Annotated in this window: 26 protein-coding genes; 13 read left to right on the forward strand and 13 right to left on the reverse strand. The window is 70.0% G+C overall.

Annotated elements, in window-relative coordinates:
- Window positions 1-83 precede the first annotated feature (83 nt).
- Both ACLQ2O_RS39605 and metF read right to left on the reverse strand, forming a co-directional pair.
- Window positions 84-614, reverse strand: a complete 531-nt coding sequence (locus ACLQ2O_RS39605) for a SixA phosphatase family protein (protein WP_425842638.1) — start codon at window positions 612-614, stop codon at window positions 84-86.
- 297 nt (window positions 615-911) lie between these two features.
- Window positions 912-1,826 carry a methylenetetrahydrofolate reductase [NAD(P)H] gene (gene metF, locus ACLQ2O_RS39610; protein WP_425842639.1) on the reverse strand — a complete coding sequence of 305 codons (915 nt, stop codon included), beginning with the start codon at window positions 1,824-1,826 and terminating at the stop codon, window positions 912-914.
- A gap of 55 nt (window positions 1,827-1,881) precedes the next feature.
- On the opposite strand from metF, the gene ACLQ2O_RS39615 reads away from it, so the two are divergent.
- Window positions 1,882-2,952: a polyprenyl synthetase family protein gene (locus ACLQ2O_RS39615; RefSeq protein WP_425842640.1), complete on the forward strand. Its 1,071-nt coding sequence runs from the start codon at window positions 1,882-1,884 to the stop codon at window positions 2,950-2,952.
- Window positions 2,953-3,006: 54 nt separating this feature from the next.
- On the opposite strand, the gene ACLQ2O_RS39620 is transcribed toward ACLQ2O_RS39615, so the two are convergent.
- Window positions 3,007-3,426: a helix-turn-helix domain-containing protein gene (locus ACLQ2O_RS39620; RefSeq protein ID WP_425842641.1), complete on the reverse strand. Its 420-nt coding sequence runs from the start codon at window positions 3,424-3,426 to the stop codon at window positions 3,007-3,009.
- 61 nt (window positions 3,427-3,487) lie between these two features.
- Here ACLQ2O_RS39620 and ACLQ2O_RS39625 point away from each other — a divergent pair, with 61 nt between their 5' ends.
- The 3 genes from ACLQ2O_RS39625 to ACLQ2O_RS39635 are packed head-to-tail and all read left to right on the forward strand — an operon-like array spanning window position 3,488 to window position 5,451.
- Window positions 3,488-4,300, forward strand: coding sequence for an alpha/beta fold hydrolase (locus ACLQ2O_RS39625; protein ID WP_425842642.1), 813 nt, complete (start codon window positions 3,488-3,490; stop codon window positions 4,298-4,300).
- Window positions 4,297-4,635 carry a DUF4180 domain-containing protein gene (locus ACLQ2O_RS39630; RefSeq protein ID WP_425842643.1) on the forward strand — a complete coding sequence of 113 codons (339 nt, stop codon included), beginning with the start codon at window positions 4,297-4,299 and terminating at the stop codon, window positions 4,633-4,635. Before ACLQ2O_RS39625 ends, ACLQ2O_RS39630 begins: the two co-directional genes overlap by 4 nt.
- Before the next feature lie 9 nt (window positions 4,636-4,644).
- Window positions 4,645-5,451, forward strand: coding sequence for a YqjF family protein (locus ACLQ2O_RS39635; RefSeq protein ID WP_425842644.1), 807 nt, complete (start codon window positions 4,645-4,647; stop codon window positions 5,449-5,451).
- Here the strand turns inward: ACLQ2O_RS39635 and ACLQ2O_RS39640 are convergent.
- The 3 genes from ACLQ2O_RS39640 to thiE are packed head-to-tail and all read right to left on the reverse strand — an operon-like array spanning window position 5,429 to window position 6,944.
- Window positions 5,429-5,857, reverse strand: coding sequence for a barstar family protein (locus ACLQ2O_RS39640; protein ID WP_425842645.1), 429 nt, complete (start codon window positions 5,855-5,857; stop codon window positions 5,429-5,431). The genes ACLQ2O_RS39635 and ACLQ2O_RS39640 overlap by 23 nt on opposite strands.
- Window positions 5,854-6,288, reverse strand: a complete 435-nt coding sequence (locus ACLQ2O_RS39645; RefSeq protein WP_425842646.1) for a ribonuclease domain-containing protein — start codon at window positions 6,286-6,288, stop codon at window positions 5,854-5,856. The genes ACLQ2O_RS39640 and ACLQ2O_RS39645 overlap by 4 nt, the downstream gene beginning before the upstream one ends.
- Window positions 6,288-6,944 (reverse strand): thiamine phosphate synthase, encoded by a 657-nt coding sequence (gene thiE, locus ACLQ2O_RS39650; RefSeq protein ID WP_425842647.1) that lies wholly within the window; start codon window positions 6,942-6,944, stop codon window positions 6,288-6,290. Before thiE ends, ACLQ2O_RS39645 begins: the two co-directional genes overlap by 1 nt.
- A 43-nt stretch (window positions 6,945-6,987) precedes the next feature.
- On the opposite strand from thiE, the gene thiO reads away from it, so the two are divergent.
- The 5 genes from thiO to pknB all read left to right on the forward strand — a co-directional run bounded on the left by thiO (window position 6,988) and on the right by pknB (window position 12,602).
- Window positions 6,988-8,175, forward strand: a complete 1,188-nt coding sequence (thiO, locus tag ACLQ2O_RS39655; RefSeq protein ID WP_425842648.1) for a glycine oxidase ThiO — start codon at window positions 6,988-6,990, stop codon at window positions 8,173-8,175.
- A complete protein-coding gene (gene thiS / locus ACLQ2O_RS39660) occupies window positions 8,172-8,384 on the forward strand; it encodes a sulfur carrier protein ThiS (protein ID WP_425842649.1) in 213 nt (70 codons plus the stop codon). The genes thiO and thiS overlap by 4 nt, the downstream gene beginning before the upstream one ends.
- Before the next feature lie 9 nt (window positions 8,385-8,393).
- Entirely contained in the window at window positions 8,394-9,170 is a 777-nt protein-coding gene (locus ACLQ2O_RS39665) for a thiazole synthase (protein WP_425842650.1), read from the forward strand.
- A 217-nt stretch (window positions 9,171-9,387) separates the two neighbouring features.
- Window positions 9,388-10,401, forward strand: coding sequence for a LysM peptidoglycan-binding domain-containing protein (locus ACLQ2O_RS39670; protein WP_425842651.1), 1,014 nt, complete (start codon window positions 9,388-9,390; stop codon window positions 10,399-10,401).
- A 125-nt stretch (window positions 10,402-10,526) separates the two neighbouring features.
- Window positions 10,527-12,602 carry a Stk1 family PASTA domain-containing Ser/Thr kinase gene (gene pknB, locus ACLQ2O_RS39675; protein ID WP_425842652.1) on the forward strand — a complete coding sequence of 692 codons (2,076 nt, stop codon included), beginning with the start codon at window positions 10,527-10,529 and terminating at the stop codon, window positions 12,600-12,602.
- Window positions 12,603-12,908: 306 nt separating this feature from the next.
- Here the strand turns inward: pknB and ACLQ2O_RS39680 are convergent, their stop codons facing one another.
- The 5 genes from ACLQ2O_RS39680 to ACLQ2O_RS39700 form a co-directional block, all read right to left on the reverse strand.
- Window positions 12,909-13,883 (reverse strand): RNA polymerase sigma-70 factor, encoded by a 975-nt coding sequence (locus ACLQ2O_RS39680; protein WP_425842653.1) that lies wholly within the window; start codon window positions 13,881-13,883, stop codon window positions 12,909-12,911.
- Between the two features lie 13 nt (window positions 13,884-13,896).
- A complete protein-coding gene (locus ACLQ2O_RS39685) occupies window positions 13,897-15,141 on the reverse strand; it encodes an NAD(P)/FAD-dependent oxidoreductase (RefSeq protein ID WP_425842654.1) in 1,245 nt (414 codons plus the stop codon).
- Window positions 15,142-15,225: 84 nt separating this feature from the next.
- Entirely contained in the window at window positions 15,226-16,065 is an 840-nt protein-coding gene (locus ACLQ2O_RS39690; RefSeq protein WP_425842655.1) for an alpha/beta fold hydrolase, read from the reverse strand.
- Window positions 16,066-16,067: 2 nt separating this feature from the next.
- Window positions 16,068-16,883 carry a VOC family protein gene (locus tag ACLQ2O_RS39695; RefSeq protein ID WP_425842656.1) on the reverse strand — a complete coding sequence of 272 codons (816 nt, stop codon included), beginning with the start codon at window positions 16,881-16,883 and terminating at the stop codon, window positions 16,068-16,070.
- Window positions 16,880-17,215, reverse strand: a complete 336-nt coding sequence (locus tag ACLQ2O_RS39700) for an ArsR/SmtB family transcription factor (RefSeq protein ID WP_425842657.1) — start codon at window positions 17,213-17,215, stop codon at window positions 16,880-16,882. The genes ACLQ2O_RS39695 and ACLQ2O_RS39700 overlap by 4 nt, the downstream gene beginning before the upstream one ends.
- A gap of 129 nt (window positions 17,216-17,344) precedes the next feature.
- On the opposite strand from ACLQ2O_RS39700, the gene ACLQ2O_RS39705 reads away from it, so the two are divergent.
- The 3 genes from ACLQ2O_RS39705 to ACLQ2O_RS39715 are packed head-to-tail and all read left to right on the forward strand — an operon-like array spanning window position 17,345 to window position 20,466.
- On the forward strand, window positions 17,345-18,226 hold the full coding sequence (locus ACLQ2O_RS39705; protein WP_425842658.1) for a DMT family transporter: 882 nt from the start codon (window positions 17,345-17,347) through the stop codon (window positions 18,224-18,226).
- Window positions 18,227-18,242: 16 nt separating this feature from the next.
- On the forward strand, window positions 18,243-19,445 hold the full coding sequence (locus tag ACLQ2O_RS39710; protein WP_425842659.1) for a glucoamylase: 1,203 nt from the start codon (window positions 18,243-18,245) through the stop codon (window positions 19,443-19,445).
- A 34-nt stretch (window positions 19,446-19,479) separates the two neighbouring features.
- Window positions 19,480-20,466: an aldo/keto reductase gene (locus ACLQ2O_RS39715; protein WP_425842660.1), complete on the forward strand. Its 987-nt coding sequence runs from the start codon at window positions 19,480-19,482 to the stop codon at window positions 20,464-20,466.
- A 3-nt stretch (window positions 20,467-20,469) separates the two neighbouring features.
- On the opposite strand, the gene ACLQ2O_RS39720 is transcribed toward ACLQ2O_RS39715, so the two are convergent.
- Window positions 20,470-21,540: a glycoside hydrolase family 172 protein gene (locus ACLQ2O_RS39720; protein ID WP_425842661.1), complete on the reverse strand. Its 1,071-nt coding sequence runs from the start codon at window positions 21,538-21,540 to the stop codon at window positions 20,470-20,472.
- A 194-nt stretch (window positions 21,541-21,734) separates the two neighbouring features.
- On the opposite strand from ACLQ2O_RS39720, the gene ACLQ2O_RS39725 reads away from it, so the two are divergent.
- Window positions 21,735-22,229: an SRPBCC domain-containing protein gene (locus ACLQ2O_RS39725; RefSeq protein ID WP_425842662.1), complete on the forward strand. Its 495-nt coding sequence runs from the start codon at window positions 21,735-21,737 to the stop codon at window positions 22,227-22,229.
- A 36-nt stretch (window positions 22,230-22,265) separates the two neighbouring features.
- Here ACLQ2O_RS39725 and ACLQ2O_RS39730 read toward each other — a convergent pair whose 3' ends face one another.
- A complete protein-coding gene (locus ACLQ2O_RS39730; protein ID WP_425842663.1) occupies window positions 22,266-22,742 on the reverse strand; it encodes a hypothetical protein in 477 nt (158 codons plus the stop codon).
- Between the last annotated feature and the right edge of the window lie 1,178 nt (window positions 22,743-23,920).

A 23,920-nucleotide genomic window follows, 5' to 3' on the forward strand; every position in this document is an offset into this window, starting at 1 on the left:
CTGTTCTTCTGTTCTTCTGTTCTTCTGTTCTTCTGTTCTTCTGTTCTTCTGTTCTTCTGTTCTTCTGTTCTTCTGTTCTTCTGTTAGCCCCGGGGGACGACGTACGAGACCAGGTCGCAGTCGTCCGGGGCCAGGTCCGACCAGCGGGATGTGTGGTGGAAGACCGTGAGGCCGCTGGTCGGGTACTTCTTCGTCAGCTCGACGCGTTCCGGGCTGGTGCCGTCGAGGGCGAGTTCGTCGGCCAGCCACGGGATGCCGGGGGCGTGGCCGATCAGGATCACCGTGCGCGCCTCCGGCGAAGCCTCCTGGACGACGTCCAGCAGGCCGTCGGTGTCGGCGTTGTAGATCCGCCGGTCGAACCACAGGTCCGTCGTCGTCGCGCCGGCCTGGGCGGCGTACTCCCAGGTCTCCGTGGTGCGGATCGACGGCGAGCACAGGACCAGGTCAGCTTCGATGCCCTGGGCAACCAAGTACCGGCCGGCCGCGGCCGCGTCGGCCCGGCCGCGCTCGGACAGCGGCCGGTCGATGTCGGCCGTCGTCTCCGGCGGCACCGCCTTCGCGTGCCGCAGCAGCACCAGCGTGCGATCGATCAGCAGGTCACTCGGGTCAGCCATCCGCAAACCCTAGCCCGCGCACCGATCCAGCACACCAGCCAACCGGACGGAGCGACAGGAGGTGTCCACTCCACGGCCCGCCAGAACTCACCGCCCCAGCGTGCGCCCACGGGCGCCCGGACGACACCTCCTGTCGATCGGTCCCGGCCCCATCGCCAACACCGCATCGCCCGCCGATGATCGCGTCACCGTCACCGCCGCCCTGGCGTCGAGCGCACTTTTGAGCACGGGCCGGTCATCATTGGCGCGCGAAAACGGCTGGCGGGCGATCGGTGGGGCCGTCGCGCTGCCCGCGGGTCAGACCGTGGTGCCCTGGAGATTCAGGTAGACCTGGCTGGTCGCGGTCGACCGGTTGAGGGTGATGAAGTGGATGCCGGGCGCGCCGCCGGTGAGCAGCTTGTCGGACAGCTCGCTGGCGATCTCGATGCCGACCGCTCGTACGGCGGCCGGGTCGTCCTCGACCGCGTGCAGCCGGTCGGTGACGGCGGTCGGCAGCGCCATGCCGGTGAGCTCGGCCATCCGGTGGATCTGCTTGATGTTCGTCACCGGCATGATGCCGGGAAGGATCGGGATGTCGCAGCCCAGCGCCGAGGCCCGCTCGACGAGCCGGAAGTAGTCGTCGGCGCCGAAGAACATCTGCGTGATCGCGTAGTCCGCGCCGGCCTTGGCCTTCTCGGCCAGCACCCGGGCGTCGAAGTCCAGGTCGGCCGCTTCGGGGTGCTTGTCCGGGAACGCCGCGACGCCGACGCAGAAGTCACCCAGCGAACGGACCAGCTCGACCAGCTCGATCGCGTGGTTCAGCCCCTCGGGGTGCGCGACCCACGGCTGGCGCGGACCGCCCGGCGGGTCGCCGCGCAGGGCCAGCACGTTGCGGATGCCGGAGCCGGCGTACGCGCCGATCACCGAGCGCAGCTCGTCGCGCGAGTGCGCGACCGCGGTCAGGTGACCCAGCGGCGTCAGCGACGTGTCCTGCGCGACCCGCTCGGTGACCCGGATCGTGCCGTCGCGCGTCGTACCGCCCGCGCCGTACGTGATCGAGACGAAGGACGGGCGCAGCTTCTCGATCTCACGGATCGAGCGCCACAGGACCTCTTCGGCCTCCGGGGTCTTGGGTGGGAAGAACTCGAACGAGAAGGACCGGTCGCCCGTCGCGAGCAGTTCACGGATCGTCGGCGTGCTGCCGGGAAGCGTCGAGGGGTAACCGTTGGCCATCCTGCAAGCCTACCGGGGCACCCGTGTCCTGGCAGGCTGGACTACCCTCCGAGACGTGCATGCCGACGCAGACATCCCGACCGAGATCCAGCGCACGCTGACCGCGTTCCTCGACGTCCAGCAGGAGCGGCTGGCCGAGATCGGCCCCGAGCTGGCCGAGCAGGTCCAGGCCGCGCGGGACGCGACCAGCGGCGGCAAGAGACTCCGGCCCTCGTTCTGCTACTGGGGTTACCGGGCCGCCGGCGGCGACCCGGAGCGGCCGATCCTGTCCGCCGCGGCGAGCCTGGAGATGCTGCACGTCAGCGCGCTCGTGCACGACGACGTGATGGACTCGTCCGACACCCGCCGTGGGGCACCGGCCGCGCACAAGCGGTTCGAGGCGCTGCAGCAGGCCAGGTCCGAGGCGAGCGGTGTCGGCGGCGACCCGGTCAGCTTCGGCATCGGTGCGGCGATCCTGCTCGGCGACCTGTGCCTGATCTGGGCCGACGAGATGCTGCACACGTCGGGGTTCGACGCGGCCTCGCTGGCTCGTGCCTCGAAGTTCTTCGACGCGGTCCGGGTCGAGGTGACCGCCGGTCAGTACCTGGACCTCGTTGCCCAGGCGAGTGGCGCGTCGGATCTCGACCTGGCGTTGCGGGTCCTGCGGTACAAGGCGGCGACGTACACGGTCGAGCGGCCGCTCCACATCGGCGCCGCGCTCGGCGGCGCGGACCAGCACCTGGTCGACTCGCTGTCGGCGTACGGGCTGCCGCTGGGTGAGGCGTTCCAGCTGCGGGACGACCTGCTCGGGGTGTTCGGCGACCCGGCGGTGACGGGCAAGCCGGCCGGCGACGACCTGCGCGAGGGCAAGCGGACGGTGCTGGTCGCGCACGCGGTCGACCACGCGTCGCCGGTGCAGCTGGCGGAGTTCGAGCGGCTGTTCGGGCGGCCGGACCTGAACGACGACGAGGTCCAGCTGCTGCGCGAGATCCTGCAGGACAGCCGGTCGGTGCAGGCCTGCGAGGACCTGATCAGCGAGCGCACGGCCGAGGCGATGGAAGCCGTCGACCGCTCCCCCATCCAGGACGAGACCTCCCGCAAGGCGCTGGCGGACCTCGCGATCGCGGCGACGTCCCGGCACCTCTGATCCGGCCGGCGAAGCCAGGCCGCGGGACGCGCCACTCCCTCCCCCCTTCCTTCCCTAGGAAGTGACGATCACGTCGATCAGCCGCAGTACGTCCGCGGTGATCGCGAGGTCGCCCAGGATGATGATCTTCAGCACCCCACGCGTCTCGTCGTAGGCGATCTCCACCCGCAGCCGGCCCATGCCGTCCTGGTTGATCGACGCGGTCACGTACGTCGTGATCCGGTCGGCGCCCGCGCGGTCCACACCGTCGATCTGGACGATGCTCGACACCTCGGCGTGCCGCGTCGACGAGACCGCGCCGGGCGCGACCACCGACGTACCGGTGAACTCCTCGAGGTCCTCACGAGTGATCCGGTACTGCTTCCCGATCCGGGTCGCCTTCAGCCGGCCGTCGCGCACGTAGTTGCGGATCGTCCGCACGTGCAGGCCCAACTGCTCGGCGACCTGCTCGACCGAGTACAACTCCTGGCGCATCTGGCTTCCTTAGAATTCCCTATAGAGACGGCAATAGAGACCTATAGGGTAGTTTAGGGACATGACGTATCGATCCTCCACCGGCCAGTCCATCGTGCATGCCCGCTACCGCGAGCTGCTCGCTGACTGGCCGGTGCCGAGCGAGCAGCGCCTGGTCGACACCCGCCAGGGCCCGACGTTCGTGGTGTCGAGCGGCCCGGCCGCCGCGCCGCCCCTGATCCTCCTGCACGGCTCCGCCGGTACGACGCTCGACTGGTCGAACGACGTCCCGGCGTTGAGCCGGGAGTTCCGTGTGCACGCGATCGACACGATCAGCGAGCCCGGGCTGAGCGCGTCGCCGCGCCCCGAGCTCGGCTCACCGGCGTACGCCGAATGGCTCGACGACGTGCTCGACGGGCTGAGGGTCGACCAGTTCTCGGTCGTCGGCTTCTCGCTCGGCGCCTGGTTCGCCGTGGACTACGCGACCCGTCGGCCGGGCCGGGTCCAGCGGCTGGCGCTGCTGTCGCCGGCCGGGTTCAGCCGGATGAAGGTGCTGCCGATCCTGCCGGCGCTCCTGCTGCGGCCGTTCGGCCAGTGGGGTCACCGGCGTTCGGTCGCGACGATCATCGGCCCGCTCCCGGCCGGCCTCGACTGGGAGAACCTGAGTTTCGCTTTGCTGGTGCAGAAACATTTCGCGGCACGCACCGGCGCGATGCCGACCTTCACCGACGAGCAGCTGGAGAAGCTGGACCTGCTGGCGATCGTCGGCAGCAAGGACCGGATGTTCGACGCGGCCGGTACGGCGCGGCGGCTGCCCGGGCGGTCCGTGATCGTCGAGGGCGCCGGGCACCTGTTGCCACCGCAGACCGAGCGGGTGCTGGAGTTCCTGCGATGAGCGTGTTCGTGAGCACGAAGGCGCTGGGCACCTTGCAGGACGCGATCGATTTGATCGGCGACGCGTCGTACTGGCACCAGGCTTCGTGGGTCGCCGTGCGGGTGGAGGATCTGCCGGAGGGGTTCTTCGTGCTGAGCAGCGGGGTGGCCGGGGAGATCGTGCAGAAGTTCGCGCAGTACGGGATGGGGCTCGCGGTGCTCGGCGACGTTTCGTCGTACGAGGAGGGCAGTACGCCGTTCCGGGACTGGGTGCGGGAGAGCAATCGCGGGTGGCAGCTGTGGTTCGTCGCGGACGTCGAGGCGCTGGAGCAGAAGCGGCAGGAGACCGGGCGCTAGTTTGAACGCATGGTCGAACCTGTCATGCCGGAGGCACCGCCGCTCCCCCGGCCGCGCCTCCTGCGACAGTCCTGGCTCGACCTGACGTTCATCCACTGGGCGGTCGACCCGGCGTCGATCGCGCGGTTCTACCCGCCCGGCACTCGGCCGGACACGTTCGAGGGCCGGGCGTACGTCGGGCTGGTCCCGTTCCGCATGGTCGCCACCGGCCTCGCCCGCGGTCCCGCGCTGCTGGGCGACTTCCTGGAGACCAACATCCGCCTGTACTCGGTGGACGACGCAGGCCGCCGGGGTGTCTTCTTCCTCAGCCTCGACGCCAACCGGTGGGACGTGGTCGCGGTCGCCCGGACGAGCTTCGGCCTGCCGTACCGCCGGGCGAAGATGCAGTACGAGGTCAGCGCGAACACCCACACCTACACAACAACCCGCCGCCGCGCCTTCGGCGCGACGGCGGGCGGGATGGGAAAGAGCAGCGCCGCCCCGGGCTCTGGCGCTGGCGCGCCGAGCGATTCCGGCCTCGCCTTCTCGAGTCGTGTAACCGTTCAGGTGGGCGAGCCCCTCGAGGTGGGCGATCTCGAACTCTTTCTCACCGCCCGCTGGGGACTGCACACCCGTCGCCTGGGCAGGACCTGGTACCTCCCGAACGAACACCCCACCTGGGATCTGCGTTCGGCCGAGTTGCTCGACCTGGAGGTCGGTGGGCTGCTGGCGTCCGTCGGCCTGCCCGATCTGAGCGTCAACCCGCCCGATCACGTCGCCCACAGCCCCGGCGTACGGTCCTACTTCGGGCTGCCTAGACGACCGGCAGGTTGCTGACCAGATCCGGTGCGTCCTCGGCCTCGCGCAGGAAGACCCGCAACTGACCGGACTCCGACGTGTCCTCGGAGAAGATCTGCAACGCCACGTCGACAGTGTCCTGGTCGTGGTCGAGCAGCTCGCGCCAGCCGTCCCACAGGACGAGCTCCGGCTCCCCCGTCGACCGGTCGCTCAACGAGTCGGCCAGGGCGTCCCAGTTGCGCCCGAACCAGCGCGGCAGGTCGAACGCCGTCGCGCAGACGTCCAGGAAGCCGGCCTTGTCGACCAACCCGGTGGTGTCGAGCTGGACGAACCCCCACCCGGCCGCCGCCACCTGCCGGCCGACCTGCTCGGCGGGCAGCGACGAGCCCCAGCGGTAGACCCCCGGCCGCAACCCGGCGTCCAGCAGTGCGTGCAGCTCAGTCATCCGTCGGTCCCCCCGTCCGCCGCGACCCGGCGGAACGACTTGTAGTGGTCGTCGGTGTAATAACGCTCGCCGCCCTTCCCGGTCACGATCCGGCGCGCGCCGCGGTCCTTCTCGCCGGGCGTCTTCACCGTGTACTCGCGGTAGTACCCACGGTCCTGCTTCGGCAGGATCTTCTCGAAGTTCCCGAAGGTCACGCCGTCGCGGCTGTACGGGTACGGCCCACCCTTGCCGATCAGCGTCAGCGTCTGCTGGGCCTCCTTCGGCAGCTCGTCCACCGCGACGAAGGTCAGCCCGCTGTCCGGATCCTTCGACGGCTCACCCGACGCCGAGCCCGACGGCCCGCAGCCGAGCAGCGACGCCGCCAGCGTGATCACCAGCATCGCGATCACCACGGCGGCGACGATCCGCGCGGCCTTCGGGTTGTTCATCATCAGGCGCTCCGCAGCCGCCGTACGAACTCGCCCGCCGCCTCGGCGGGGTCGCCGGCGCCGGTGATCGCCCGTACGACGACCACCCGGCGCGCGCCCGCCTCGATCACCTCGTCGAGCCGCTCCAGGTCGATCCCGCCGATCGCGAACCACGGCTTGGCCTGCTGCCGGCTGGCGGCGTACGAGACGAGCTCCAGGCCGGCGGCGCTCCGGCCCGGCTTGGTCGGGGTCTCCCAGGTCGGGCCGACGCAGAAGTAGTCCGACCCGGTCTCGGTGACCGCGGCGTTGACCTGGCTGAAGGTGTGCGTGGACCGGCCGACGATCACGTCCGGGCCGGTGATCGCCCGGGCGTGCGGCACCGGCAGGTCGCGCTGCCCCAGGTGCAGTACGTCGGCGCCCGCGGCGTACGCGATGTCGGCGCGGTCGTTCACGGCGAGCAGCTTGCCGTGCCGCTTGCAGGCGTCGGCGAAGATCTCCAGCGCCTCGAGCTCGTCGGCGGCCTCCATCTCCTTCTGCCGGAGCTGGACGATGTCGACACCTCCGCTCAGGGCGGCGTCGAGGAACTGTTCGAGGTCGCCCTGCCGCGGTCTGGCGTCGGTGCACAGGTAGAGCCGGGCGGCGTCGAGTCGGTCGCGGGATGGCGCGGTGTGCTCAGTCACAAGGTTAAGCGTGCCATGTGTATACCGTCGTACTGTTAGCTCCATGACGGAGTCGAGGTCCGAGGTCGTGGTGATCGGCGGCGGACTGATCGGGCTGTCCACCGCCTGGCGGCTGGCTGCAGACGGTATCCAGGTGACGGTATGTGACCCGACACCCGGCATTCAGACATCTTCGGTCGCCGCCGGCATGCTCGCTCCGGTCACCGAAGTCGAGTACGGCGAGGACGCCCTGCTCGCCCTCAACCTGGCCGGCAACGCCGCCTGGCCGTCGTTCGCCGAGGAGCTGGAGGCGTTCACCGGTCTCCCGGCCGGGCTGCACCGGACCGGCACGCTCTCCGTCGCGTACGACGCCGACGACGCGGCCGCGATCCGTCGGCTCGCGGAGTACCAGCGCCGGATCGGGCTCGAGGTCGAGGAGCTCACCGGGCGCGAGACCCGCAAACGTGAGCCGCTACTCGCGGCCGGGGTGACAGCCGGTGTGTGGGTGCCCGGCGATCACTCTGTCAACAATCGACAAACCGTTGCCGCACTGCTTCGGGCGGTCGAGCTGTCGGGCGTCAGGCTGATCAAACGGTCTGTAAGCCGGATTCTGTGCGCCGGCAATGCAGCAGTCGGCGTCGAGCTCGACAACGGCGACACCATCCGCGCCGAGCACGTCGTCGCGGCCGCAGGCCCGTGGACCGCCCAGCTGAACGGCATCCCCGACGAACTGCGTCCGCCGGTCCGGCCGCTCAAGGGCGAGATCCTCCGCCTCCGCGTCCCCAAGGCCTACCGGCCCGCCCTGCAGCACACCGTGCGCGCGACCGCCCGGGGATTCTCGGTCTACCTGGTCCCTCGGCCCGACGGTGAACTGGTGGTCGGCGCGACAACCTCCGAGCTCGGCTACGACACCAGAGTCCTCGCGGGCGGCGTGTTCACGCTCCTGCGCGACGCCCGCACGGTCCTGCCGATCACGGACGAGCTGGAACTGGTGGAAACCGTCGCCGGCCTCCGTCCCGCGACTCCGGACAACGCACCTGTTCTGGGTGCGTCCGGGATCGACGGACTGCTGTGGGCGACCGGCCACTACCGCAACGGCGTACTGCTGACGCCGATCACCGCGCAGGTGATCGCCGAGACCATCCGGACCGGCGTACTGCCGAAGCTGGCGGAGCCTTTCCTGGCGAGCCGGTTCTCACGAGGCGACCAGGCGCACGACAGCGGCGCCGCAGTGCCTAAGGTGATGGGGTGAGTGAGGTCATGAACGTGCTGGTGAACGGCTCCGCCGAGCAGATCGACGCCGGGACGACCGTCGCCGACGTGGTGGACCGGTGGGCCCGCAGCCCGATCGGGGTCGCGGTGGCGGTCAACGAAGCGGTGGTCACCAAGACCGAGTGGTCCGCAACGACATTGACCGAAGGCGACCGGGTGGAGATCGTCACCGCGGTTCAGGGCGGTTGAGGAGGAACCATGAGTGATGACAGCTTGGTGATCGCGGGACGTGAGTACACATCCCGGCTGGTGATGGGCACGGGTGGTGCGCCCAGCCTCGAGGTACTCGAAGAGGCGTTGATCGCGTCCGGCACGCAGCTGACCACGGTCGCCCTGCGGCGGCTCGATCCGAGCCAGCAGGGGTCGGTGCTCGACGTGCTGCGCAAGCACGACATCGCCGTACTGCCCAACACCGCGGGCTGTTTCACCGCGGGCGAGGCCGTGCTCACGGCGCGGCTGGCGCGCGAAGCGCTGGAGACCGACCTGGTGAAGCTCGAGGTCGTTGCCGACGACCACACACTGCTGCCCGACCCGGTCGAGTTGCTGGACGCTGCGGAAACCCTTGCTGCAGACGGGTTCCAGGTCCTTGCCTACACCAACGACGACCCGATCCTCGCCCGCCGGCTGGAGCAGGTGGGATGCGCCGCGGTGATGCCGCTCGGTGCGCCGATCGGTTCGGGACTCGGCATTCGCAACCCGCACAACATCAGCATGATCGTCGAGGCCGCGAACGTTCCCGTCGTCCTGGATGCGGGCATCGGTACGGCGTCCGACGCGGCGCTCGCGATGGAGCTCGGTTGTGACGCAGTGTTACTGGCAACGGCCGTCACCCGCGCCGAGCGGCCGGCCCTGATGGCCGCCGCGATGCGCGACGCGGTGACCGCCGGACGGAACGCGTTGCTGGCCGGGCGGATCCCCCGCCGATACCACGCGGCCCAGGCCTCGTCGCCGCTCGACGGCCGCGCCGCGCTGTAGTTCGCCGTACGGAGGTCGATGCCTTCGGCACCAGTTGCCGCTGGCATCGGCCTGGCCGCAAACCCCAACGGGCGCGTCGATTGTGAACCACATCCATGTAGTTCAGGCGTCAACTGTAAACATTGCGTAACAGCCGTAACCCGCGCCCCGTCCGTCCCTGTTGTCACATCAGTACCACCACTTACGGTCAAGGGACGTTGACACGGGGAGATGGATGATGACGAACACGAGCGCAACGGCGCCGGAGCCCGAGAACGACGTCCAGCCCGAACGACGCAACCGGCGACGGACCGTCGTCAAGGTGCTCACCGGGATCGCGGTCCCGCTGATCGCCGCCGGTGTGATCACCGCCGGATCGCCCGGCCTCGGCCAGTACAAGGTCAAGGACGGCGACACGCTGAGTCACATCGCGGCCCGCTACGGGACCACCGTGAAGACCCTGGTCGCCCTCAACGACCTGCCCGGCAACGGCAACGCGATCTACACCGGTGAGGTCCTCCAGCTGCCCGGCGGGCAGCCCAAGAACGCACCGCGCGAGACGAGCGCGGGCCGCGGCCGGATCAAGTACGTCGTGAAGTCCGGCGACACGATCGGTGGCATCGCCCGGCGGTACCACGTCAGCCAGGCCTACCTGCTGACGGTGAACGCGATGAGGAGCAGCGACAAGATCTTCGTCGGCAAGGCGATCCTGGTCCCGGTACCGGTGCCGAAGGCAACGCCGTCGAAGAAGAAGCGCAACGACACCTTTGCCGGGCGCAAGTACGCCGACCACGTGGTCGATGCCGCCGACAAGAACCGGGCCACGCTGAAGAGCCGCAAGCTGCCCAGCCGCGGTCAGATCCGGTCGACGATCATCAGCACCTCGAAGCGGTACGGCGTCGACCCTGAGCTGGCGCTGGCGATCTCCTGGCAGGAGTCCGGCTGGAAGCAGCGGGTCGTCTCGCCGGCCAACGCGATCGGCGCGATGCAGGTGATCCCGTCGACCGGGCGGTACTCCTCCGGTGTCGTCGGCCGCGACCTCGACCTGCTCAAGCCGCAGGACAACATCACCGCGGGCGTCGTCCTGCTGGAGATGCTGACCGGCGCGGCCAAGCTCGACGTCGCCGTCGCCGGGTACTACCAGGGCCTGGGCGGCGTCCGGCGGAACGGGATGTACGCCGACACCAAGCAGTACGTGAAGAGCGTGCTGCAGATCAAGACCCGGCTGGAGAGCGGGTGGAACCCCGCCTGAGCCCGGTCCGGAGCGGTGGCTCCGGAGGGTGACCACGAGGGGTTCCGGCGCGGCGGTAAAGCTGCGCCGGGACCCCTTATTTACACTCTCTCTCAGGAATGGCTTCGAGAGGCGGCTCACCGCACGTGACGGACGACGTAGACACCCAGGTCGGCGACCGCCTGGTCGGGCGGGTGCTCGACGGGCGGTACCGCGTCGGTGCGCGCGTGGCCAAGGGCGGGATGGCGACCGTCTACGAGGCCCTCGACATGCGGCTGGACCGCGTCGTCGCGCTCAAGGTGATGCACCTGGGGATGGGCGACGACGCCGAGTTCGGCCGCCGGTTCGTCGCCGAGGCGCGGGCCGCCGCGAAGCTGTCCCACCCGAACGTCGTCGCCGTGTTCGACCAGGGCGAGGACGACGGCACGCTGTTCCTCGCGATGGAGTACGTCCCGGGCCGCACGCTGCGCGACGTCGTACGGGAGCACTCGCCGCTGTCCCCCGCGCGGGCGCTCGACCTGCTGACGCCGGTGCTGTCCGCGCTCTCCGCGGCCCACGACGCTGGCATCGTGCACCGCGACATCAAGCCCGAGAACGTGCTGATCTCGCACGACGGTACGGTCAAGGTGGCCGACTTCGGGCTCGCCCGCGCGGTCACCACGACCGGCCAGACCGCGACGCAGGGCCTGCTGATGGGCACCGTCTCCTACCTCGCGCCCGAGCTCGTCACCGACGGCAGCGCCGACGCCCGCTCCGACGTGTACTCGGCCGGCATCCTGCTGTACGAGCTGCTCACCGGCAGCAAGCCACACACCGGCGAGACGCCGATCCAGGTCGCGTACGCGCACGTCCACGCCAACGTACCGGCGCCGTCGCTGCTAGAGCCGAGCATTCCGCCGTACGTCGACGCGCTGGTCCAGCGGGCCACGGCCCGTGACCGCGACCTGCGGCCGGCCGACGCACGGGTGATGAGCCGGCAGGTCCGGCGGGTGCGCAGCGCGCTGGAGGAAGGGCTGCCCGACGATCCCGAGCTGACCGGCGACCTGACCGTCCCGCTGCAGGCGATGCGCGAGGAGACCGAGTGGGACGACGACGGTTACACGCGCGGCAGCGGGTACGTCGAGCACACTCCCGTCCGGCGGGTGGAGTCGGTACGGCGCGCTGATCCTGAGCGCGGGACCGGGCTCGGGCTGGGCCGTGGCAGCGGGGCCGGGCGTGGCGCGGCGCCTGACCGCGGGAGCGGGCTCGGGCGGGGTGGGGACTCCGGGCGGCGCAGCGACACGATCGTCGTACCGTTCGAGCCTGCTCCCTCGTCCCGGATCGCCGCGGCTGTGCCACGGAAGGGGCGCGGACTGATCGCGCTGATCGCCGTACTGGCGCTCGCGATCGGCGTCGGGACGGCAGGCTGGTACTACGGCATCCACCGCTACACCGAGACCCCACTGCTGCTGAACCTCAACGCCGCCGACGCCTCGGCCAAGGCCGGCGAGGTCGGCCTGAAGACCAGCATCGCCAACCAGGACTTCTCCGAGAGCGTGCCGCGTGGCCAGGTGATGGGGACCAGCCCCGCGCCCGGCGACCGGATCCGCAAGGAGGGCCAGGTCGGCCTGACGGTCTCGAAGGGCCCCGAGCGGTACCGCGTCCCGCAGCTGACCGGCCTCGACCAGGAGGCCGCGAAGCTCGCGCTGGACTCGATCCGCCTCGTCACCGGCAAGATCACCACCACCTACAACGAGACCGTCGCGGCCGGGAAGGTGATCACCTTCGCGCCGAAGGTCAACACGGTGATGAAGCCCGGCAACACGGTCAACCTGTGGATCAGCCTCGGACGCCGTCCGATCACGGTCCCCGACACCACCGGCAAGCCGTTCAAGGACGCCAACCGCGCCCTCCGCAAGGCCGGCTTCACGGTCGAGCGCTCCGACGCGTACGACGCCAAGGTCCCGGCCGGCTCGGTGATCTCGCAGACCCCGAACAACGGCACGCTGTACGCCAAGGACAAGGTCCAGGTCGTGGTCTCCAAGGGCCCACCGCTGGTCGAGGTCCCCAACGTCCGCCGCAAAGGCCTGGCCGACGCCCAGAAGATCCTCACCGAAGCCGGCTTCAAGGTGAAGGTCGAGCAGGCACCGTTCCACCTCGGCCTCAACCTGGTAGCCGGCCAGAACCCAGCGGCCGGCCAGCAGGCCCAGCCCGGTACGACGATCATCGTCACGATCGTCTGAGCGGGCGCTGGTGACGAACGTCTGAGCAGACGCTCGCCGTCGGACGCCACCACGCGCACGCGCCCCAGACAGCGTGGTCAATGGTTGCCCGAGGCTCAGGTCGCCGCCGGGGCGATCCCCGCCGACCAGCTCGGCCTCGACTTCGGCGCTCGGCGCCGCCGAGCAGATCGGGCCGCCCGACGAGGCTGAGCGCCCACGCACGCGTTGCGCCCCTCCCACGCGCTGCCGCCCCGCGCCCCTACGTCGCCGCCGCACCCCACGCGTTGCCGCCGCGCCGACTCCCGCCGGCGCGGCATCGGTGGCGCCTCAGCTCAGGGTGAACATCGTCTCCTCGTCGAGGCGGGACAGCTTCTCGGGGTTGCGCACGTAGTACAGGCCGGTGACCAGCGCGCCCTCGATCCGGAACACCATCACGCCGTCCAGCTCGTCGTCGAGCCGCGCCAGCAAGGCCGGGTTTCCGTTGATGACGGTCGGGCTGAGGCTGAGCTTCGCGTCGATCTTGCCGAGGCCGCCGGTGACCATCCGGATCACCCGGTCGGCGCCGACGATCGGCCGGAGCGCGGCCTGCTTGACGCCGCCACCGTCGCCGATCAACACGATGTCGGGTGCCATCACGTCGAGCAGACTCTGCAGGTCGCCGGTGTCGATCGCGCGCTGGAACTTCTCCAGCACCACCCGGGTCTGGCTCGCGGAGACCGCCTCACGCGGACGTCGGGCGTCGACGTGCTTCCGGGCCCGGTGCGCGATCTGGCGGACCGCGTCAGGCGTCTTGTCGACAGCGTCCGCGATCTCGTCGTACCCGACCCCGAACACCTCCCGCAGCACGAACACCGCCCGCTCGGTCGGCCCCAGCGTCTCCAGCACCAGCATCAACGCCATCGACAAACTCTCGGCTAGCTCGATGTCGTCAGCAACATCCGGTGCCGTCAGCAACGGCTCGGGCAGCCACGGCCCGACGTACGCCTCCTTGCGCCGCTTCATCGTCCGCAGCCGATTGAGCGCTTGTCTCGTGGTGATCCGGACCAAGTACGCCCGCTCGTCGCGGACCTGGTCGAGCTCGACACCGACCCAGCGCAACCACGTCTCCTGCAGCACGTCCTCGGCATCAGCCGCCGAACCGAGCATCTCGTACGCGACGGTGAAGAGCAGGTTGCGGTGAGCAACAAAACTCTCGGTGGCCGGGTCGGTCACCGAACTCTCCCTCTCACGCCGACCCACCGACGGCTCGACGGCATCGGCTGCCGACCTCTCCCCTTCACGCCGGACCACCGGGTCGGTCATCGATCTCTCCCTCTCACGCCTGGCGGCTGACGACGCGGGCGTCACGAACCAGCCGCGGGCGCTTGCCGTCCTTCGTCCACCACTTCATCACACGAGGGTGGCGACCCTCGGTCCTGAGCTGCCAGACGGTGCTCTTGCAGACCATCTCCTTGACCTTCGCGCCGAACCGTCCGCGCAGGTGCAGGCTGATCGCGACGTCGTTGCGGTGCGCGAACTGGAAGATCCCGCTGTCCCGCCCGAGGCTGATGCACTGCCCGGCGAACCCAACCCCGACGTCCGCCGGCTTCTTGCCCGCGATCCGATTGAGCACGGTCTCAGCAGCCTGCGGACCGAGCTGGACCGCAGACTGACACCCCATCCGGAACGACAGCCCCGACGGCGCCGCCGAATCCCCGGCCGCGACGATCCGCTCGTCGTCCACGCTCGTCAGCGTCTCGTCGGTGAGCAGGCGGCCCAGTGCGTCGGTGCTCAGCCCGCTGCGCACAGCCAGATCCGGTACGCCGAACCCGGCGGTCCAGATCGTCAGCTCGCTCGGCAACTCACGACCGTCGGCAAGCTGCACGGCATCACGCGTCACGGCCGCCACCGCCGTACCGGGCCCGTCAACAATCTGCACGCCGAGCTCCTCCAGCCGCGCGGCGACAGTACGACGTCCACTCGCGTGCAGGTAAGGCCCGAGCTCCCCACCGCAGACCAGCGTCACCCGACGCCCTCCTCCGGCCTCCACCGACCGCCTTTCCTCTGCCGTCACTGGACGCCCTCCCCCGGCGGGCACCGGGCGCCCCGCCCCAGCCAGTTCGGCCGCGGTCTCGATCCCGGCCGGCCCGGCCCCGACCACGATCACCGACTGCACATTGTCAACAATCGACCGCAGCCGCTCGGCTTCCTCCAGCGAGTTGAGCGGGTAGGCGAACTCGAGCCCCGGAACCTGCTGCTCGTCGGTCCCACTCCCCACGGCGTACACCAGGTAGTCGTAGGAGACAGCCGCCCCCGACACCAGCGTCACCATGCGCTGATCCGCGTCGATCCGATCGGCCGCATCCACCACCAGCCGCACCCCGTCGGCCAGCACGTGCTCGTAGTCCACCACCGCGTCGTCCGATCCGCCGACCAGCTGGTGCAACCGGATCCGCTCGACGAAGAATGCCCGCGGGTTGATCAACGTCACCGCCACGTCCGCCCGCTTCGTCAGCCGGTTCGCCGCCATCACCCCGGCGTACCCGCCGCCGATCACCACGGCCTCGATCTGCTTGGTCATCGTCTCGTCTCCGTTCCCTGGTGGGTTCGGCCTCAAGACACCAGCTGCTCAACCCCTGTGACATCTCATGACGCAGGTCACGTTCTAGTGCCGACTCAGCCAATCGCTGAGCGTCCCGCCGAACCGCCCAGCGGCTGATCGGTGCAGGTCGTGACCCGCGCCCTCGAACTCGTCGTACCGCGCGCCGTCGATCGCGTCGGCCATCTCCTTCACCAGGTACGGCGGGCAGAACACGTCGTCGCTACCGGCGATCAGCAAGGCCGGGCACCGAATACTCGCCGCGTGGGCTCGGGCAACGTCACCACCTCGGTCGGCGATCCCGCGCAGCGCCCGCGCCCAGCTCCTGGCCATCGCTCGCGCTGTATCGGCCCCGTACGCCTCCGCCAGATAGGCCGCAAGCGGCAGCAGCTCGCGAACCGGCGCGTCGGTCAGCCGCTCCAGCTGGTCGGCCGACGGCCCGGCGACCGGCTCGCCGATCAGGCGCTCCGGCTCGTCGAACGACCGACCGGCAACTGGCTCGCCGATCAGGTGTTCCAGCTGGTCGAACGTCGGGCCGGCGGCCGGCTCGACGATGCGACCGGCCGCACCCCAGGTGACGACCGACAGCACCCGCCCGGGATCAAGCGCCGCCATCAGCAGCGCGACCTCTCCCCCGTCGCTGAAGCCGACCAGGTGAGCCGCGCCGATCCCAAGCTCGTCCAGCAGGGTGAGGAAGGCCCGCGCGTCTTCGGCGTAGAAGTCCACCGAGTACTCCCGCGGCTGCGGCTGGGACCGGCCCGAGCCGGGCAGGTCCGCCGCGACGACGCGGAAGCCGTCGCTGAGCTCGCCCAGCAATGAGCCGAACTCGGCGATGCTGCCTGCCCACCCAGGCAGCAGCAGGACGGCGTCACCGCTGCCGGAGTCCTCGTAGTAGATCGTCGACATTCCTACATCGTCGGGCGGGCCTGGGCGAAGGTCCAGTGATGACCCTCCAGGTCCTGGGCCTCGTAGCGGCGGTAGCCGTGCTGGTGGATCTCGGAGAGGATCTTGGCGCCGCGCTCGGTACTGCGGGCGAAGTGCGCGTCGAGATCGTCGACGTACACCCAGAGCCCGTGATCCAGCCGGGGCGCACCGTGGTCCTTCAGCTTGAACAGGATCAGCGCCGAGTTGCCGATGTGCAGCTCCAGCCAGGGCGCGCGTTCACCTTCGCCCGGGACACGGTCCCAGGAGTCGAGGCCGAAGACGTCGCTCAGCCAGCGCGCGGCGGCCGCCGGATCCTCGTAGTACAAGGCCATGCTGATCCGGTCGAGATCCCGCGGCGTTCGCGGGGAGGAGTCGCGCCGGTCGATCCACTTCGGCAGCCATGCGATGACGTTCGGCCACATGTAGAAGGCCTGCTTGCCACCGGGCAGCAGGACCTGCTCGACGGTCACGCGCGTGCCGGCATCGACGGCCTCGAAGGAGATTGTCGTCTCGGTGTCGTCGACGGAACTGCGGTAGCCCATCCGCGCGCCCGGCTCCCAGACCGTGATCCGCCCGAGCTCGAGCGCGTCCTCGACCGCGGCGCCGTCGCCGACCTGGTAGATCTCCAGGATCCGGCCGCCGACGCCGGGCTCGATCCGCATCTCGATCGCCCGGGCGGAGTCGAAGAAGTTGATCGGCCCGCGGACCCACCACAGGTCGATCTCGTCGGTGAACACCGCGAACGCGGTCGCCGGATCGGCGGCGACCTCGACGGTCGCGGTGGCGGACTGCTTCGTCATGACTTCCCCTTGTCCTCGACGTGCTTCTTGAACGACCCGAGATTTTCCTGCCAGTGCGCCTGCACCTGATCCAGCCACGCCTGTACGGCGACCACCGGCTCGGGCCGCAGCCGGAACACCCGCACGCGCGCGTCCTCGGCCACTCGTTCGTCGGTCACCAGCCCCGCGGACAGCAGGATCCGCAGATGCCGGCTCATCGCGGGCGACGAGACCCCGGTCGCGACCGCCAGCCGACCGGCCCGCTGCGGGCCTTCGCCGAGCAGCCGCACCACCTGCCGCCGGGTCGGATCAGCCAGCACCTCGAAGAACCGGTCGACCTGATCGTTCGTCATACTGCAATAGTTACCATGTTCGTTAACTATTAGCAAGAGTCTGCACCAACGACAACCCGGCAGGGCGACCAGGAGGAAGAGGAGCGGGAGCGTTTTGGCGCCCTGTCAGGTGTCTGGTTAGCTTTGCTCGTGAATCACCCGCGCGTCGCCGTGATCGCCCTGCTCGCGGTGGCCGCGGCCTGGGGATCCACGTTCTTCCTGACCAAGGACCTGCTCGACCGGATGGACGTCGCCGACTACCTGGCGCTGCGATTCCTGATCGCCGCGGTCGCGCTGATCGCGGTCCATCCGCCTGCGATCGCCCGGCTCAGCCGCCTCGATCGCGGTCGCGGTGTTGCCCTCGGCATCACGTACGGCATCGCCCAGCTGGTCCAGACCGAGGGCCTGCGGCACACGTCGGCGAGCGTCTCCGGCTTCGTCACCGGCATGTACGTCGTGTTCACGCCGCTGCTCGCCGCGGTCATTCTGCGCCACAAGATCGGCCGCTGGGCCTGGATCGCGGTCGTGCTGGCAACGATCGGCCTCGGCGTCCTGTCCCTGCGCGACTTCAGCCTCGGCACCGGCGAACTGCTGACGCTGGCCTCGGCCTGCCTGTACGCGCTGCACATCATCGGTCTCGGCGCTTGGTCGACGCCGTCGAACGCCTTCGGCCTGTCGGCGTTGCAGATGGTCGTGATCACCGTCGTGTGCGCGATCGGCGCGATCCCTGGCGGGTTCAGCCTGCCGTCCGGCGGCGGCGACTGGGTCCGCGTCGTCTACATGGCGCTGGTCGCGGGCGCGCTCGCGCTGATCGTGCAGACCTGGGCACAGGCGCACCTGACGCCGACGCGCGCGGCGATCGCGATGACGATGGAACCGGTGTTCGCGTCGGCGTTCGCCGTACTGTTCGGGTCGGAGAGCGTGACCGCGCGGATGCTGGTCGGCGGCGCGCTGGTCATGTCGGCGATGTACCTGGTCGAACTGGCTCCACGTCGCAAGATCGAGGCCGAGGTCCAGCACCTCGCCCAGTAGCCGGAGGAGGCTGGTGATGCGGGACGACAGCGCGCGACGGGTCCGGTGGTTCCCGGCCGCCGTCATCGCCGCGCTGCTCGCGATCCTTGCCTCGGCCACCATCTCCAACCTGGACCGCAACCCCCAGCCGCGACTCGTTGCCGACGGCATCCCCGGCAGACCGTTGCCACCAGCTACCACCAGTACGCCGTACGCCGAACTGGTCCGGCACGCCCTCGCCGACCTCGACGCGCTGACGATGCCGAACGGCGCGACCCTGGCCGGCAACGACGGCCCCTGGCGGTACGTCTGGCCGCGGGACGCGTCGTTCGTCGCCGCGGCGCGCTGCGCGATCGGCCAGTACGACGAAGCCGGCCGCATCCTCTCCTTCCTCGACCGGGTCCACCCGTCGGCCGGCCGGTGGGAAGCGCGCTACTTCGCCGAGACCGGCGGCGTACCGGCCGACGGTCGCGAACCGCAGCTGGACGGCTCCGGGTGGGTGCTCTGGGCAACGTGGTTCTGCGGCCGCGACCTCAGCCAGTACTGGCCGATGGTGAAGGAGTCCGCCGACCAGATCGTCGCCGAGCTCGGCGCCAACGGTCTGCCGGCACCGTCCCCCGACTACTGGGAACGCGCGGAGTCCGAGGTCACCCTCGGCACGGTCGCGCCCCTGCTGACCGGCCTGCGCGCCGGCGTCGCGATCGCCCGCAAGCTCGACCACACCGCCGACGCCGACCGCTGGCAGACGGCCTTCGATCGGTTGTCCAAGGCAACGACTCGGCACTTCGGCCCGGACTACCCGCGGACCCCGGCCTCAGCGGTCAGCGTCCTGGAGCCCGGGATGACGATCGGCATCGGCGGCGGCGCGGACGCGATCATCACGATCCTCGGCCCGCCTTTCGCCCCCGCCGACGCCGACCTCGACCGGGCCATCGACCGGACGCGTAAGGTCCTCACCCAACCCAACGGCGGAGTCACGCCCGGCGAGCAGTGGCGCGCCGACGGCGTCGCCTGGACGCCGCAGACCGCCCTGTTCGCGCTCAGCGCCGCCGCCCGCGGCGACCGGACCACAGCCGAGCAGCTCCTGACCTGGCTCGACACCCACCGCACCGCGAGCGGCGCCCTGCCGGAGAAGGTCAACCGCAACGTCGAGCCCGCCGGCGAGGCCCCGCTCGGCTGGACCTCGGCGCTGGTCGTCCTCACCGTGGCCGCCCTGGACCGCCCGCTCGCCCATCCTTGACCTAGACCTCGGTCTAGCAACCACACTCGCGGCCATGAAATATCGCACCCTGGGCACGCACCCGGAAACCCGCCGCGAGGTCAGCGTCCTGAGCCTCGGCGCCATGCTGTTCGGCACCACCACCGACGAGACCACGTCGTACGCGATCCTCGACCGGTACGTCGAGGCCGGTGGGACCTTCGTCGACACGGCCAACAACTACGCGTACTGGATCAACGGCACCCAAGGCGGTGAGAGCGAGTCGCTGCTCGGCCGCTGGCGGCGGGCGCACGGCGTCGGCGACGAGGTCGTGATCGCGACCAAGCTCGCCGGCCGTCCGCTCCAACCCCGTACGGCCCTCACTACCGAGACCGAAGGACTGTCGGCCGCGGTGATCCGCGAGTCGTCGGCCCGGAGCGCCGAACGGCTCGGCGTCTCCAAGCTCGACCTGCTCTACGCGCACATCGGGGACTCGCGGACGCCGCTGGAGGAGACTGTCGGGGCGTTCGGCGCACTCGTGGCCGAGGGCAACGTCGGACTGCTTGGCGCGAGCAACCACTGGAGCTGGCGAGTTGAGCGCTCCCGGCAACTAGCCGCGTCGGCCGGGCTTGCGCCGTACGAGGTGCTTCAGTACCACCACACCTATGCACGGCAGCGTACGGATCTGAGGACCCGGCACTCGCCCGACGGCGAGCTCGGTGTTGCCGCAGGCGACATTCTCGACTACGTGCGGCACGACCCGGCGCTCACACTCGTTGCCTACAGCCCGTTGCTCAGCGGCGCCTACGTCCGTGACGACAGGCCGCTCGGGCACGAGCACGACCACGCCGGTACGCCGGCCCGCCTCGAGGCGCTGCGTGAGGTCGCGGCGGAAACCGGCGCAACGCCCAACCAGGTCGTGCTGTCCTGGCTGATCGGTGGCGAGGTGCCGGTCATCCCGCTCGTCGGCGCGTCCTCGGTCGCTCAGCTCGACGAGAGCCTGGCCGCTGTCGACCTCGAACTGACGGCCGACCAGCGGGCTCGGCTCGACGCTGCCGAGTAGCGGTCAGCAGATCTCCATCGCGTCGTGGGTCGGCGCCTCGGGCCGGGCGGTGCTCGTCTTCGTCGAGTAGAAGAACGCGGTCGACGCGATGTCGTCCTGCAGCGGCAGGTACCGCCCGCCCGAGCGCCAGCCGAGCGCCTGGACGTCGACGCGCAGCGACTCGCGGAAGCGGATCGGGTCGGGCAGGTGGAAGCGGTACATCCCGAACCGCATCTGGCTCGCGTACTGGCCGTCCGGGCGGATCACCTGCGGCATGCCCAGGTACGGCGTACTGAACTCCGCGTACCCACCGCGGTCCGGGCCGAGGTCGAAGTTCCATGCACCGCCGAAGTAGTCCTCGGTCCCGGTTCCGCAGATTGTCGGCCACTCCTCGCCGTCGAGGTAGAACTTGACCTCGCCCTCACCCCACCAGCCGGTGCTGTTCACACCCCAGGCGACGTACGTCCCGACGTAGTGGCCCGGTCCCTCGACGCCGTCGAGCAGCGTGTGCACGGTCTTCGACGGGAGCGGGTTGCTGCGCCGCCACTGCGTGTGCAGGTACGCCGACCCTTCCGCGACCTGGCCGAGCCAGTAGTCGATCTGAAAGTAGACAATCACCTTCTCGTCCGACGTGTTCTCGATCGTCACGCGGGCCTGCTCGCGGAACGGCATCTCCCAGTAGCAGTTGAAGCCGCCGTTCGGGTTCACCGCGACCGGCAGCGAGTTGACCTGCGCGAAGCGTCCCCAGCCGGAGCAGAAGAAGTCGCCCACCGGCGCCTCGACCGCGGGCGCGTCGTCGCCGTCCCAGTACGACCGCAGTACCAGCCGCCGCCAGTTGTCGCTGTGCGTCGTGAGCCAGATGTGCGTGATGCACCCGCTGCCGGCGATGTCGGCGAGGGTCGCGGTCTCGCCCGGCCCGATCTCGATCGACGGCGAGACCTTCCACCCCTGCCCGAGATCACGGGCCGCGTTGGCCCCCGTGCCTTCGGTCCGGCGACCCCCTTGACCGGGCTCACCGGTCGGGTTCTCCGCGCTGATCGAGCGGCTCTCCACGTCCACGACGGCACTGATTCCGGCCAGGTTCCCAAGAGTCATGCCCGCGAGCCTAGGTCGCGGGGTCGCCCTTTGGGGAGGGTTGGAAATCGATTTCTCAGTTGGTGGACAGGTTGTCACCTGCTGGGACGCGGTGGATCGGCTGGTATCACCGAGCTGCCGAAGGTTGCTCGAGTTGCCCAAGGACGGCGGTCCCGCGCCTTCCGCTTCTATGCCGTTGTGGTTATATTCCGGGTATGGCATCTGAGCGTGGGACGGTGCACGCGACCGAGGACGGACGGGTGGCGATCCGATTCATCCGGCTGTTCGGGCATCCGCCAGAGAAGGTGTGGCGGGCGCTGACCGAGCCCGAGCAGCTGGCCGCCTGGTTTCCCGCCGTGGTGGATCTGGCCGGCGAGGACGAGCTGTTCTTCGGGGTGACCGAGCGGCAGCGGGCGACGTACGGGATGACGGACGAACCCGCGCGCAAACCGAACGGCCGGATGCTGCGGCGGGAGCCGCCGTCGGTGCTCGAGTACGAGTGGATGGACGAGATCCTGACGTGGGAGATCACTGGTACGGCGGAGGGGTGCCGGCTGGTGTTCACCAACGTGCTGTCCGACCGCGAGGCGGCTGGGCCTGCGGCGGCTGGATGGGAGGCGGGGCTCGAGGTTGTCGCCGCTCAGCTTGATGGGATGGCGATCACGTGGGATCCGTTCGCGAGGGCTGAGGAGCTGGCGAGCGAGTACTGATCGGCGAGCGCGGCCGGCTGTTCGTCGTACAGGATTTCAGCAGGCGCGGACCTTCGCGGTCAGGCCGTTCTCGAAGGTGAGGCAGGCCCAGGGGCGGCCTTGGTCCTTGTCGGCGCGGATGATGAGCGGGTACGCCGTGGCGCCGCGGGCCTCGGGAGTCTTGTCGGTGATCGGCGAGCCGATCGCGCCACCGCGAGCCTCGGCGGCGCGCTTGACGTCCTCGACGGTGACCACACTCTGCGCGCTCTTGTTGGCCGCCGCCTCCGCATCATCTGCGACAGCCAGAGCGAAGTCGATCTCCGGCGGAGTCGACCACGTCGTCGAGCTCACCGGGAACACGAACCCGAACATCAGCAGCCCGACCACCGCGATGATCCGCCGCGCCCGCCGCCCGTTATCCACCGTCAGCACCGCCGCACATCCGAGCGCGAGCAGCAGCGTGATCCCCCGCGTCACCCACTGCCGATCGAGCCGGCCGTCCACCGCCAGCGCCGCGCCCAACGCCACCACCACACAAGCAACCGCAGCCACCCCACCCCGAACCCGAGGCGACACGAGAAAGCCGATACCGGGCGCAGATCCCGCAGCCGTGGACGCTCTGCCCGCCGACCCCGCGCCGCCGAACGCGTCGGTCCTGGAGCCCACGCCGTTCGACCCCGCGGCGGCGAACTCCTCGACCCCGGACCCCTCAACCCTGGGCGCCTCGACGCCCGGACCCTCAGCTCCGGATCGGTCGCCCCTCGCCCCCGCGACTCCCGATCCTTCGCCCCCGACTCCCTCGCCCCCCGAACCCTCGCCCCTGGGCGCCTCGGCACCCGGGCCCTCAGCTCCGGACCCCACGCCCCTCGCCTCCTCGGCTCCCGATCCCACGACTCCGGATCCCTCGACCCGGTGCGACTCGGCGGCAGATCCGTCGGCGCTGGGATCGGGCGTCGGGGCTGAGGACTTGGAGGCGTCGGGCGAACTCATGCGGCCGACGATAGAGCACCTCACCCGGCCGACCGGCGAGGGCCGGCAGGCAGACCGAAGCGAGTCCGCAGGCAGTCGACGACAGAACTCCTCGACCAGCACGCCCGCATGCGGGTGGGCGTTGCGGGCGGGGTGGCCGGCGTGGCCGGCGTCAGTCGGCCGGCAGGCCGCACGCCTCATCCGATCGACGATTGGCCCCCACGCCAGCGTGAGTCGGCAGGCCAGCGTGAGTGGGCAGGCTGGCCGCATCATCCGGTCGACGGCGTTGCCCGGCACGCCAGCGTGAGTCGGCAGGTCGGTCGGCCGTACGCGTTATCCGATCGATGAGCTTGCCCGGCACGCCAGCGCGAGTCGACAGGCAGGCCAGAACGAGTCGGCAGATGGTGGGAACGTATCGCCAGGGTCGGGGGGAAACGGGTCGGCAGGTGGGCGGAACGGATCAGCAAATGGGTCGGAACGGGTCGGCCGGGGACGGAACGGATCGGCAGGTGGGTTGTTGTGACCAGCGGACAGGTGAGCCCGGAATGGATCGACAGGCGGGATCTGACGGGCTGTCCTGTCCACGGTCCATCACCTCTTCCGGCAGGTGGAACGGCCCGGCGGACATGCCGAACGGCTGGCGCCGTTCGTCGCAGCGAATGATCCGTTCGTCGCGGGGATCGTCGTACAGGCTCAACTGACCTCGACACTGCTGGCAGATTCGGTCTCGTCCCACCGCCCTC

The organism is Kribbella sp. DT2 (genome assembly GCF_049844575.1).
Taxonomy (GTDB): Bacteria; Actinomycetota; Actinomycetes; order Propionibacteriales; family Kribbellaceae; genus Kribbella.